Below are 11,970 nucleotides of genomic sequence, written 5' to 3'. Positions count from 1 at the left end.
GTAATGGTCAGCCCCGCAGAACATTCCAAGACCGAAGAGGACGGTGGCCGGGTCGACGACAGTCCGCCAGAAGCGGTTGTGTCTCAATCCGATTTAGACAAGGAGCGCGCCCAACTCGAGGACCGCTGGCGTCGCGCGGTCGCCGATCTGGACAATCTGCGTAAGCGGTATGCCCGTGAATTGGACCGCGAACGAGCGGCGGAGCGATCCCGGGTGGCCGGCGCGTGGCTGCCCGTCGTGGACAACCTGGAGCTGGCGATCAGTCATGCCGGCGACCGATCTGACGCCGTCCTCGACGGCCTGCGGAGCATTCTCGAGCATGCGGTACAGATTCTGGGGCAGCTCGGCTATCCGCGCGATGCGGAGGCAGGGGTGCCCTTCGACCCCGAGCGTCACGAGGTGGTCAGTGTGGTGGACCAGCCGGACAGCACGCCCGGGACGGTTGTCGAAGTACTTCGACCGGGCTACGGCGAAGGTTCGAGGCAACTGCGGCCCGCGGCCGTGGTGGTCAGCCGACGCGGGGAGTGACGCTCCGTGGCCCGCGACTACTACGAAGTGCTCGGGGTGTCGCGGGACGCGACTGCCGATCAGCTTCAAGGGGCGTTCCGCAGACTGGCCCGTAAGTATCATCCCGACGTCAACAAGGATCCGGCGGCCGAAGAGCGGTTCAAGGAGGTCAACGAGGCCTATCACGTCCTGTCGGACCCTGAAACCCGCAAGCGCTACGACCGATTCGGCGAAGACTTCCGGAACGTGCCCGAGGACTGGGAAGAGCGGGTAAGCGCCGGTGCGGGTGGCTTCCGTGGCGGACGACCCTCCGGCGCGCGGGTGCGTTACGGCCAGGGCTTCGGTGGCGCCGGCGGCATCAACATCGAAGACCTTTTCGGCGACATGTTCGGCGGCAGTGGCGGATTCGGGCCAATCCCGGGCGCCGACCAGGAAGCGGTGCTGGAGCTGACCGTCGAGGAGGCCTATCGGGGCGGCAAACGGCAGATCTCACTAGATGGCCGCAATTATGAGGTGAACATCCCCGCCGGTGTCGTCGACGGTCAGCGGATACGGCTGGCGGGAGAGGGCGGCCGAGGTAACGGCGATGGGCCGGCCGGAGATCTGTACCTGCGGGTGCGCATCAAGCCCCATCCCCGATTCCGGCTCGACGGACGCGACGTCACCGTCGATCTGCCGGTGTCGCCGTGGGAGGCGGTGCTGGGGGCCACGGTCGCTATCCGAACTCCCGGCGGCGAAGCGAAAGTCAAGGTGCCGCAGGGGTCGTCGACCGGCCGGCGGTTGCGGCTGCGCGGCGAAGGCATGCCCAACCCGCGCGGTGCCGCCGGCGACCTCTATGCGGAGATCAAGGTGATGGTGCCGCCGAAACCCACTGCGCGGGAACGTGAGCTGTTCGAGCAATTGGCAGCGGAGTCCACGTTCGACCCGAGGAGGGGACGATGAGCACCTCCCGCTACGTCCTGGCGCGGCGGCCCGGAATGCGGCTCGACATCTTCGCGACACGCTGCGCCTTGCATCCCGACATGGTGCGCCGGCTCGTGGCGCTCGGCCTCCTCCCGTGCCAGCAGGATGCCCGCGGCGATCTCTGGTTCGACGCGTCTGCGCTGGCGACGGTCGCCCGCATCCAGCGGTTGAGGACCGGTCTGGGACTGAACTACGCGGCGATCGGGCTCGTGCTCGATCTGCTGGACCACATCGAAGAGCTCGAAACCGCTTCTCGCCGAAGGAGGACCCCACCGTGGACGTCAACAAGCTGACGCAGAAGTCACAGGAGGCGTTAGCCGAAGCGCAGAGCATTGCGACCCGAATGGGCCACGTCGAGGTTGACGGCGAACACCTGTTGATGGCGCTGATCGACCAACCCGAAGGTCTCGTACCGCGGCTTTTGGCTCAGACGGGCGCCGACACGGCGGCCCTGCGCGAGGACCTGGAACGTGAGCTGAATCGTCGGCCGAAGGTGAGCGGCCCGGGTGCCGCGCCGGGGCAGGTATCGGTCACCCGGCGCCTGGCGACCCTGTTGGACGCCGCGGAGCGAGAAGCCAAGCGGCTCAAGGATGAATACGTGTCGGTCGAGCACCTCGTCATCGCTCTCGCCGAGGAGGGTTCGGCGAGTGCCGCCGGCAGGATTCTGACTTCCCATGGTGTTACGCGGGAATCGTTCCTCGGCGCACTCACCAAGGTCCGCGGCAACCAGCGGGTCACGTCGGCCTCGCCGGAGGGGGCCTATGAGGCGCTGCAGAAGTACGGCCGCGACCTGGTCGCCGAGGGCCGCGCCGGCAAGCTGGACCCGGTGATCGGCCGAGACACCGAGATTCGCAGGGTGATTCAGATCCTCAGCCGCAAGACGAAGAACAATCCGGTGCTCATCGGCGACCCGGGAGTCGGCAAGACCGCGATCGTGGAAGGCCTGGCGCAGCGGATCGTTCGCGCCGACGTCCCGGAAGGCCTGCGGGACAAAACCATTTTCTCCCTCGACATGGGCTCGTTGGTGGCGGGTGCAAAGTACCGCGGTGAATTCGAGGAACGACTGCAGGCGGTCCTGTCAGAGGTGAAGGCGGGCGAGGGTCGAATCTTGCTGTTCGTTGACGAGTTGCACACGGTCGTCGGCGCGGGGGCGACGGAAGGCTCCCTAGACGCCGGCAACATGCTCAAGCCGATGCTTGCCCGCGGGGAGCTACACATGATTGGTGCGACCACGCTCGACGAGTACCGCAAACACATCGAGAAGGACGCCGCACTGGAGCGCCGGTTCCAGACCGTGCTGGTCGACGAACCTGACGTGGAGGACACGATCTCAATCCTGCGCGGCCTGCGCGAACGGCTCGAGGTGTTCCACGGCGTGAAGATCCAAGATGCCGCCCTGGTGGCGGCCGCGACGTTGTCGCATCGCTACATCACCGACCGCTTCCTGCCCGACAAGGCGATCGACCTGGTTGACGAGGCATGTGCGCGGCTTCGGACCGAAATCGACTCCATGCCAGCGGAGTTGGATGAGATCACCCGTCGGGTCACCCGGCTCGAGATCGAGGAGGCGGCGCTGGCGAAGGAGACCGACGCGGCCAGCAAGTCCCGTCTCGAGGAACTTCGCAAAGAATTGGCCGATCTGCGAGCGGAGGCCGATGCCCGCCACGCGCAATGGGACGCCGAACGGCAGGCGATCCGGCGGGTACAGGAACTGCGTGGGCAACTCGAGCAGCTCCGGCACGAGGCGGAGGAAGCCGAACGCAACTATGACCTCAACCGAGCGGCCGAGTTGCGCTACGGCCAGATCACCGAGCTGGAACGCAAACTGCAAGCGGCCGAGGAACAGCTGGCATCCAAGCAGGGCGAAAAGCGGCTGCTGCGCGAGGCCGTCACCGAGGACGAGATCGCCGAAATCGTGGCGGCATGGACCGGCATCCCGGTCGCGCGACTGCAGGAGGGCGAGCGCGAAAAGCTGCTGCGGCTCGACGAAATACTGCACGAGCGGGTGATCGGCCAGGACGAGGCGGTCCAGCTGGTCGCCGATGCCGTGATTCGGGCCCGCTCCGGAATCCGGGATCCGCGCCGCCCGATCGGCTCGTTCATCTTCCTCGGACCCACCGGGGTCGGCAAGACCGAACTCGCGAAGACGCTCGCCGCGGCATTGTTTGACAGCGAGGACAACATGGTCCGGCTTGACATGAGCGAGTACCAGGAGCGGCACACGGTGAGCCGGTTGGTCGGTGCGCCACCCGGGTACGTCGGCTACGAGGAGGGCGGCCAGCTCACCGAAGCGGTACGTCGCAAGCCCTACTCGGTGGTGCTGCTCGACGAGATCGAAAAGGCGCACGCCGATGTGTTCAACACCCTGCTGCAGGTGCTCGACGATGGCCGCCTCACCGATGCACAGGGGCGTCAGGTCGACTTCCGCAACACGGTGGTCATCATGACCTCCAACATCGGATCGCACTACCTGCTCGATGGGGTGACCGCGGACGGCGAGATCAAGCCCGACGCGCGCGACCGCGTGATGGCCGAGTTGCGCGGACACTTCCGGCCCGAGTTCCTCAACCGCGTCGACGACATCGTGTTGTTTACCCCGCTGTCGATGCCGCAACTCGAACGAATCGTCGAGCTGCAGCTAGCCGAGCTGCGGGATCGGTTGGCGGAGAGGCAAATCGAGCTCGACATCACACCGGACGCTCGCCGGATGATCGCCGAACACGGCTACGACCCGGTGTACGGGGCGCGTCCGCTGCGCCGCTACATCGCCCACGAGGTGGAGACCAAGATCGGCCGGGCGTTGCTACGCGGCGACATCGCGGGCGGTGGCAAGATCCGCGTCACCGTGGACAACGGCGAACTCGCCGTGGCGTATTCGGAACCGGCCCTAGCGGCTTGACGGAGGAGGCGCCATGGAAACAGACATCGTGACGTGCCCGCACTGCGGAAAACGCAATCGCGTACCCGCGGCGGCTGCTGGGAAGCCTCGGTGCGCCAACTGTCACCAGTGGCTGCCGTGGATCGCTGCGGCCGGTGACCAGGACTTCGCCGAAGTTGCCGAAAAGTCCTCGGTTCCAGTACTGGTCGACCTGTGGGCAACCTGGTGTGGGCCGTGCCGCATGGTGAGTCCGGCGCTGGAGCAGCTCGCCAGCGAACGCGCCGGAGAACTCAAGCTGGTCAAGGTCGATGTGGACAAGGCACCGATGATTTCGCAGCGGTTCACGGTGCGGGCGGTACCGACACTGCTGCTACTTGACCACGGACAAGTACTAGGACGGCAATCTGGTGCCGCTCCCGTTGCGGCGCTGCGAAATTGGCTTGACCACACACTGTCAACGACAACCAAGGAGGCGCAATCATGACGTCGACATTCATCGACCCCGATCTGGCGGCTATTCGCCGGGTCACCCCCAGAACTCCCGATGGCTGCGAGGAATGTTTGCGTTTGCATACCCCGTGGGTGCATCTTCGGCTGTGTCTGAGCTGCGGGCACGTCGGGTGTTGCGATTCGTCTCCGATGCGCCACGCCCGTCAACACGCCCACACGGTGGGCCATCCCATCGTCCAATCTTTCGAGCCCGGTGAATCGTGGCGTTGGTGTTATGTCCACGAAAACTTTGTCTGAGGTGACTGATGTCTGAAGTAACGTCCGTGGAATCGCCGGTCCCGGCCACGCAGGAGGAGTGGGAGGAGACCCCGGACATGTTCGGTGCATACCCACGGTTGAACGAGGACCAGATCGCGACACTGCTTCCCGGCGGCAGCAAGCGACGGGTCGGGGTGGACGAAGTCCTGATTCGCGAGGGGGAGCGATCCGACGAGTTGTTTGTGATCTTGTCGGGCAAAGTCGCAATCGTCACCGATGACGAGTCCGGCGAGAGGCGAGTGCTGCGCGTGCACGGAGCCGGTAGGTTCCTGGGAGAGCTCGGTGACCTGGAAGGCCAGCCAGCGTTCTACACGGCTGTCGTTGTCGTCGAGGGCGAGGTGTTGGCGGTGCCCACCAATCGCGTGCGTTCCCTGGTCGCCCACGACCAAGTTCTGAGCGACCTGATTTTGCGTGCATATCTCGTGCGTCGTTCCCTGTTGATCGGGCAGCGCGTCGGGCTCCGGATTATCGGGTCCTGCTTCTCGCCCGACACCGCCCGTTTACGAGAGTTCGCCGCCCGCAACCGATTACCGCACCGATGGCTGGATCTGGAACGTGACCCCAACGCCGAGCGGTTGCTGCACCGTTTCGGCATTCCTCCCGAGGACACGCCGGTGGTGATCTGGGGAACCAGGGTGCTGAGCAATCCCAGCAATGCTGAGCTTGCCCGGGTGGTCGGCCTCACAGTGCCAGACGTCATCAGTGACGAACGCGACGTGATCGTAGTCGGCGCCGGTCCGGCCGGCCTGGGTGCTGCGGTGTACGGCGCGTCAGACGGGTTGCGGACTGTGGCGATAGAGCGGATCGCCGTCGGCGGCCAGGCCGGGACGTCGTCGCGCATTGAGAACTATCTGGGCTTCCCGGCGGGAATATCCGGGTCTGATCTCGCCGAACGTGCATTCTTGCAGGCCGATAAGTTCGGCGCACGAGTCTCGGTGTCCGGGGAGGCCACCCGGCTGGAGTACGACGGCGGACAGCTCCAGATCACGTTCGCCGACGACACCGTGGCCGTCGGCCGCTCCGCGGTGCTGGCGACCGGGGCACGTTATCGCCGCCTGGCCGTCCCGGGGATCGATGCATTCCATGGCGACGGCGTGTACTACGCCGCAACCTATCAGGAAGCGCTGCTGTGCGGTGACGGCCCGGTCGTCATCGTCGGGGCCGGTAACTCCGCCGGGCAGGCGACCGTGTTCCTGGCGGCTCAGGTGTCGCGGGTATATCTGCTGGTGCGCGGGGACGACCTGGGCAAGAGCATGTCGCGCTACCTCGTCGACCAGATAGTTCAGCATCCGCGGGTGACGGTCCGTCTCCACACCGAAGTCCGCGAAGTCCACGGCGACAAAGCGTTGAATTGCATTGTGGCCGAGAATAATCAGACCGGTGAACGGGAATCTATCAATGCGCGCGCACTTTTCGTGTTCATCGGGGCGGACCCGAACACCGAGTGGTTGGCCGGCACGGTCGGGCTCGACGACCACGGTTTCATCGAAACCGGGCAGGCCGCAGCGAATCACATTGCCGGCGCGGACGGGCTCGCCACCGTCCGCCACCCGGTCTACTTGGAAACCAGCGTGCCCGGCGTCTTCGCCGCCGGAGACGTGCGCAGCGGGTCGGTGAAGCGAGTGGCATCAGCCGTCGGCGAAGGGGCTATGGCAATCCGGCAAATCCATGAGTACTTCGGGACCTCGTCGGGGGCGGTCGCACCGAGGGGCCGGACACCATTCGGCAATACTCAACCGACGACCTGACTCGGACTGACCGACTGACACGGCGCGAAGCCGTGTCGACTGCCCGCCAACCGGGATGACGGGCCGAGCACAGCGAGTCACCGGAGGCTGCACGAGACCCGTCGGTATTCCAGCACCGTGCGCAACTCACACGACACGTCGTCGGTGATGCGGGCGGCCAACGCGGGGGTCGGACGGCACCGGCGCGGCGACAGCCTGCTGGTCGTCGATGTGGAGCGTGCATGCGAATATGCGGTGTTGGGAGGTGCGCATCGAATGCCGGCCGTTCAAAGAACTTCGAGCGGGTGCGGCCGGGTAGGCGGCGGGAACGCCCGGTCGACTGCATGCAGGTCGTCGCGGGTGAGCTCGATCTCGCGGGCGGCGGCATTTTGCCGAACGTGGATAGGTGTTCCGGCGCGTGGTATAGCGTTGACACCGTCGTGTTGAAGCACCCAGGCTAGCGCGATCTGTGCGGGAGTTGCGTTGTGTTGCAGCGCGATCGGTTTCAGCGCCGGGTGCTCCAGCAGCTGGCCCTGCTCGATCGGCGAGTAGGCGATGGGCGTGATCCCATGTTCGGCCAGCCACGGTAACAGGGCGTACTCCGGGCCTCGGCGGGCCAGGTTGTAGAGGATCTGATTGGCCTGCACCTCATCACCGCCCGGGACGCCCCAAAGTTCGATCATGTCGTCGAGGTCGAAATTGCTTACACCCCAGTGGCGTATCATCCCGTTCTGCTTCAATTCGGCGAAGCCTTCGATTGTCTCGGCCAGCGGGATGCGGCCCCGCCAGTGCAGGAGGTAGAGATCGATATAGTCAACGCCGAGCCTGGCCAGGCTTGCCTCGCACGCGCGAATGGTGCCCACCCGGGTCGCATGATGTGGGAGCACCTTGTCGACGACGAATACTTCGCTGCGCCGTCCGGTCATCGCCTCACCGACCAAGGTTTCCGCCCCGCCGTTGCCGTACATCTCCGCGGTGTCGATCACCGTCATTCCCAAGTCAACGCCGAGCCGGATCGAGTCCACCTCCTGGGCCCACCTCTCTGGATTTTCGCCAAGATGCCAGGTGCCCTGCCCGAGGGCGGCGATCTTCTCGCCTGAGCGCAAGGACACTGACCGAACTGGGTTCATTGATCAAACCGCCCTTTCGCAAAGGTGCGGACCGAACGGGGACACCCCCGCTCAGCCGGACAGACCTATTCTGCTTGCGGCATCACGTACCGCACTTCGACCTGAGAGGGCACAACTGCGGGACCGGTCTGCCTCTTCTAGGTCCAGACGTCACCGCCGGTGGGCGTTCACCGCGCAAACTGCGCAGAGTGAAATCTCGGCGACCGACTGGCCGGCGACGTCGCTCCCGGTCAGCGAGACTCGGCGCACCAACGGATTCGGAATGATCCTTTGAACCCCGCCGCGGCAAGGTCGTCGCGGGGCCATCACCGCAGTCGCGAGGCAACGAAAAAACTCGGACCCAAAGGCGCAAACCACCAAGCACAGCAAGATCGAGGTGTCGGAGTCGAGCAGCAATTAAAGGTTCCATGACCGCGTTTTGAACGCAACACTCCGTCACACCAAGCGTTTTCGTCACACCAAACGTTGTAGTGCCGCTTTGACCGAGGCCGGCTCGACTCAGCACCGATTTACCTCAGAAGGTCAGCCTGAAGAAGTCGCAGGCCCGATCCCAGTGCTGTGTCGACGGGTTTTCTAAATTCGGATCAATCAGGCGGAACGACCGCGCCAGGGCGATGCCCAACCCGCCGAACAGCTCCAGCAGCATTTGTTCGGTGTCCTCGCTAAACGTCACGTCCGCCGGTGGACGCCGGACCACTTGGCGCAATAGGTCCCGGACCTCCTCAGCCTCATCGAGCTTGGCGAACTCGCGCATCCGTTCTTGAACGCCTTTGGTGATCGGGAGGTCTTGGGGCACGATGACGTCGCGGCCGTTCCACTTGGCCGCGTCGCGTCCGGCGACGGCGATGCTATCGATCTGCTCGTCGACAAACTCGTGGAACCGTCGCAGGTCGTTCTTATCGACCTTGATGCCCGCGGCCGAGTGAAAGAAGCGTTCGAACAGCGGAATTCCCATTGGATGGGTCATTCCCTTACCTCCTTGCCGATGTCCCAACCGCCTCGCGAGGCAGGTTGATGGTTCCCCGTCGTCCTGCAACGGGCCGCAAAGTATCTGGCGTCCAACTCTTGGAAAGATTGCGTACCGCTGCGTTGGCTCACAACGCAGTGCCGGTCGCGGGCCTCACGGGAACGGGGCCCTTTTCCGCGTCCCCGCGCATGCGCACCGCCGATATGATCTCGAACACCCCAATGACAATCAGGCAGACCCCCACCGCGAGGGCCAACGTGACGATCGACGGGAACGGTGCCGCAAGCACGATTATCCCGGCGAGCAAGCTAAGAATGCCGAAGAAGACCTGCCACCCGCGCGCCGGCAGCCCAGGATGGCTGACAGCGGCGACCGTCGTCGCCACGCCACGGAAGATGAAGCCGATGGCGATCCAAATCGCCAACAACAGCACCGCATACGCCTGGCCGAAGTGTCGAAAGGTCAGTATCGCAACGATCAACGCCGCACCGCCGGCGATGAAATGAAGAATCCGACTCCCCGCAGATACCGGCAACGTGAAGGCGGCGAACACCTGGGCACAGCCGATTGCGAGTAGATACACCCCGAATAGCACGGATGCGACCAGTATGGAGATGCCGGGCCACACCAAAATCAGCACGCCGAGCATGACTGATATCAGCCCCGACGCCAGCGCTGCTTTCCATCCGTGCGGCAACAAATCTGTCGTGTCGATCTCAGGCGTTTCCGCCTGTCCCACGTTAACCACTTCTGCACCTCGTTCGTCGTCTGGTTAGGCTGGCAACGCGGCTCCGCCAGAACGTGCCGCACGTCGGCCAATCGGTCACCATGCTCTCCATTGGGCGTGACGGTGTCGGCTCCGGAGTCGTAAGGCCTGCGAACCTCTACGCCGCCCCCTAAATCGTCTGACAATCCCCAGCGTTATCGCGTCCACCCAGCAGGTCGAACGTTGCACGCACGAGTCGTGCTGGGAGTACTACGGATATCACCTCGGGCCAGATGCGTCCGTAGGGTTACGAACGCCGGTCGCGACATCGATTACACGGTCACGACATCGAAGCTTTTCGAGCACTTCGATGTGTCGAGGACACGCTTGGACCCGGTGGGGCATAAATACCCGGGCGACTCGGTCCTCCAAGGTCGATGCGGGCCACGCCAAGCATCAGCTGGGATTAGCTCCATAAGCGGGGGTTTCGACCGCGACGATCAGAGTAGCGGCGCCGCAACCCTTCACATGGCGCGGACGACGCAGGAGGCAGCGATGACGCAACCGCGTCACTACCACGGTGGGGCCATCATGCCCGCCTACACCGGACGCTTTGAGATAAACCATATTCCGGCGCTGCGCCTTCCGGCAGCTACGCAGGATCCACGGGTCGCGTACCGGTTTGTGCACGACGAGCTGATGCTCGATGGAAGTTCGCGGCTGAACCTGGCGACCTTCGTCACCACTTGGATGGAACCCGAGGCCGAGCAACTCATGGCCGAGACGTTCGACAAGAATCTGATCGACAAGGACGAGTACCCGGCGACCGCTGCGATCGAGCAACGCTGCGTGAACATCGTCGCCGACCTGTTCCACGCGCCAGGGTTGTCGTCCGACGACCCGGGGAGCGCGACCGGGGTGTCAACGGTTGGATCCTCTGAGGCAGTGATGCTCGGGGGCCTTGCACTGAAGTGGCGCTGGCGCGCTGCCCGCAAAGCCGCCAACCAGGATGCTTCCCGCCCGAACCTGATACTAGGCAACAATGTTCAGGTCGTGTGGGAGAAGTTCTGCCGCTATTTCGACGTCGAAGCGCGCTATCTGCCGATCGAGAGGGGCCGCTACGTCGTCACCCCCGAGCAGGTGCGGGACGCCGCCGACGAGAACACCATCGGAGCGGTCGCGGTCCTGGGCACGACCTTCACCGGCGAGTTGGACCCGGTCGCCGAAATCGTGAGCGCGCTCGACGATCTCGCTGGCACCGGCGGACCCGACGTCCCGGTGCACGTGGATGCGGCGGTCGGCGGATTCGTCGTGCCCTTTTTGCACGCCCACCTGGAGTGGGATTTCCGGCTCGACCGGGTGGTCTCAATCAACGTCAGCGGCCACAAGTACGGACTCACCTACCCGGGCATCGGCTTTGTGGTGTGGCGCGGCCGCGAATATCTGCCCGAGGACCTCGTATTCCGGGTTAACTATCTGGGCGGCGAGATGCCGACGTTCACGCTGAACTTCTCGCGTCCCGGTAACGAAGTAGTCGGGCAGTACTACAACTTCTTGCGCCTCGGTCGGCGCGGGTACACCAGCATCATGTCGACGCTGCGCGACACCGCAGTGTGGCTCGGCAAGCAGATCGAGGCCATCCACGGGCTACGACTAGTCAGCGATGGCTCGGCGGTACCGGTGCTGACATTCGAAGTGGTCGAAGACGCCGGCTTCACGGCATCACAAATCTCCCACGAGCTACGAGCCTTCGGCTGGCAAGTGCCTGCCTATACAATGCCAGCCAACGCGGAAGACGTTGCGGTGTTGCGTGTCGTGGTTCGCGAAGGCTTCAACGCCGACCTGGCTGCGCACTTTCGCCATCGCCTGGAAGCCGTGTGCACGAGCCTGTCTGAGCAGGGCGGGCGCGCACAATCAACTCCCCCTAAGTACTGATTCCATGCCGAGTCCGCGGAACTCGCCGATTTCATCGGTGTGGTCACCGCAATTCTCTGTTGCCTTAGGGCGACCAGAGCGTGGCCTCAGAGTTTGTTGGCGAGAACGTCCAATTTGCTGATGTCGGGTGGCGAGGCGAACAGTTCGTCGGCCTTCTCCGCGAGAGCCTTTCCAACTGCGCCCCCCAGATGTGCCTCTAGTGCCGCCTCGTCGGGGAAAGCGTCAATAATGCCGAATATCGACGGACTGAACCGAACCGCGAACCATGGTTTCGTGCCTGGTTCTTGCTCGACGAGCGGCAGCGCCGAGAGGAGAAATTTCTCGACTGCGTCCTCCTTGCCCGGCTTGGCCTCGAGCCGCACCAGCAATGCTTTTGTCGCCATGCTTTG

12 protein-coding genes are annotated in these 11,970 nt (G+C 64.3%); 8 read left to right on the top strand and 4 right to left on the bottom strand.

The window, feature by feature from the left end; all coding sequences use genetic code 11:
* Positions 1-3: 3 nt before the first annotated feature.
* Genes N415_RS01580 through N415_RS01555 form a run of 7 tightly spaced genes read left to right on the top strand, consistent with a single transcriptional unit; the run spans position 4 to position 6,864 of the window.
* Positions 4-528: a nucleotide exchange factor GrpE gene (locus tag N415_RS01580; RefSeq protein ID WP_068176436.1), complete on the top strand. Its 525-nt coding sequence runs from the start codon at positions 4-6 to the stop codon at positions 526-528.
* A gap of 6 nt (positions 529-534) precedes the next feature.
* The gene (locus N415_RS01575; protein WP_068176432.1) at positions 535-1,449 is read left to right on the top strand and encodes a DnaJ C-terminal domain-containing protein; all 915 of its coding nucleotides are present in this window, start codon (positions 535-537) and stop codon (positions 1,447-1,449) included.
* Complete coding sequence (locus N415_RS01570; RefSeq protein WP_068176429.1) at positions 1,446-1,763, top strand: chaperone modulator CbpM; 318 nt, start codon at positions 1,446-1,448, stop codon at positions 1,761-1,763. The genes N415_RS01575 and N415_RS01570 overlap by 4 nt, the downstream gene beginning before the upstream one ends.
* Positions 1,745-4,369: an ATP-dependent chaperone ClpB gene (clpB, locus tag N415_RS01565; RefSeq protein ID WP_068176425.1), complete on the top strand. Its 2,625-nt coding sequence runs from the start codon at positions 1,745-1,747 to the stop codon at positions 4,367-4,369. Before N415_RS01570 ends, clpB begins: the two co-directional genes overlap by 19 nt.
* Before the next feature lie 13 nt (positions 4,370-4,382).
* Positions 4,383-4,832 (top strand): thioredoxin, encoded by a 450-nt coding sequence (gene trxA, locus N415_RS01560; protein ID WP_068176421.1) that lies wholly within the window; start codon positions 4,383-4,385, stop codon positions 4,830-4,832.
* A complete protein-coding gene (locus N415_RS30410) occupies positions 4,829-5,095 on the top strand; it encodes a UBP-type zinc finger domain-containing protein (RefSeq protein WP_081665015.1) in 267 nt (88 codons plus the stop codon). Before trxA ends, N415_RS30410 begins: the two co-directional genes overlap by 4 nt.
* Before the next feature lie 8 nt (positions 5,096-5,103).
* Positions 5,104-6,864 carry an FAD-dependent oxidoreductase gene (locus N415_RS01555; RefSeq protein ID WP_081665014.1) on the top strand — a complete coding sequence of 587 codons (1,761 nt, stop codon included), beginning with the start codon at positions 5,104-5,106 and terminating at the stop codon, positions 6,862-6,864.
* A gap of 266 nt (positions 6,865-7,130) precedes the next feature.
* Here N415_RS01555 and N415_RS01550 read toward each other — a convergent pair whose 3' ends face one another.
* The 3 genes from N415_RS01550 to N415_RS01540 form a co-directional block, all read right to left on the bottom strand.
* Positions 7,131-7,973: an aldo/keto reductase gene (locus N415_RS01550; protein ID WP_068176417.1), complete on the bottom strand. Its 843-nt coding sequence runs from the start codon at positions 7,971-7,973 to the stop codon at positions 7,131-7,133.
* Positions 7,974-8,487: 514 nt separating this feature from the next.
* A complete protein-coding gene (locus N415_RS01545) occupies positions 8,488-8,940 on the bottom strand; it encodes a DUF1931 family protein (RefSeq protein WP_081665013.1) in 453 nt (150 codons plus the stop codon).
* 127 nt (positions 8,941-9,067) lie between these two features.
* Positions 9,068-9,640 carry an HdeD family acid-resistance protein gene (locus tag N415_RS01540; protein WP_068176610.1) on the bottom strand — a complete coding sequence of 191 codons (573 nt, stop codon included), beginning with the start codon at positions 9,638-9,640 and terminating at the stop codon, positions 9,068-9,070.
* Between the two features lie 561 nt (positions 9,641-10,201).
* Here N415_RS01540 and N415_RS01535 point away from each other — a divergent pair.
* A complete protein-coding gene (locus N415_RS01535; protein ID WP_068176608.1) occupies positions 10,202-11,581 on the top strand; it encodes a glutamate decarboxylase in 1,380 nt (459 codons plus the stop codon).
* 86 nt (positions 11,582-11,667) lie between these two features.
* On the opposite strand, the gene N415_RS01530 is transcribed toward N415_RS01535, so the two are convergent.
* Positions 11,668-11,964, bottom strand: a complete 297-nt coding sequence (locus tag N415_RS01530; protein ID WP_068176411.1) for an antibiotic biosynthesis monooxygenase — start codon at positions 11,962-11,964, stop codon at positions 11,668-11,670.
* Positions 11,965-11,970: the final 6 nt, after the last annotated feature.

Source organism: Mycobacterium sp. UM_CSW, from assembly GCF_000455205.1.
In the GTDB taxonomy this organism is placed as follows: domain Bacteria; phylum Actinomycetota; class Actinomycetes; order Mycobacteriales; family Mycobacteriaceae; genus Mycobacterium.
The sequence above is the reverse complement of the archived record's forward strand: the minus strand, read 5'-3'. Positions and strand labels throughout refer to the sequence as shown.

Bases quoted from the DNA above. Each gene is read 5' to 3' on its own strand.
- N415_RS01580 (WP_068176436.1), top strand. From the start codon at position 4: ATGGTCAGCCCCGCAGAACATTCCAAGACCGAAGAGGACGGTGGCCGG.
- N415_RS01570 (WP_068176429.1), top strand. From the start codon at position 1,446: ATGAGCACCTCCCGCTACGTCCTGGCGCGGCGGCCCGGAATGCGGCTC.
- trxA (WP_068176421.1), top strand. From the start codon at position 4,383: ATGGAAACAGACATCGTGACGTGCCCGCACTGCGGAAAACGCAATCGC.
- N415_RS30410 (WP_081665015.1), top strand. From the start codon at position 4,829: ATGACGTCGACATTCATCGACCCCGATCTGGCGGCTATTCGCCGGGTC.
- N415_RS01555 (WP_081665014.1), top strand. From the start codon at position 5,104: ATGTCTGAAGTAACGTCCGTGGAATCGCCGGTCCCGGCCACGCAGGAG.
- N415_RS01550 (WP_068176417.1), bottom strand. From the start codon at position 7,973: ATGAACCCAGTTCGGTCAGTGTCCTTGCGCTCAGGCGAGAAGATCGCC.
- N415_RS01545 (WP_081665013.1), bottom strand. From the start codon at position 8,940: ATGACCCATCCAATGGGAATTCCGCTGTTCGAACGCTTCTTTCACTCG.
- N415_RS01535 (WP_068176608.1), top strand. From the start codon at position 10,202: ATGACGCAACCGCGTCACTACCACGGTGGGGCCATCATGCCCGCCTAC.
- N415_RS01530 (WP_068176411.1), bottom strand. From the start codon at position 11,964: ATGGCGACAAAAGCATTGCTGGTGCGGCTCGAGGCCAAGCCGGGCAAG.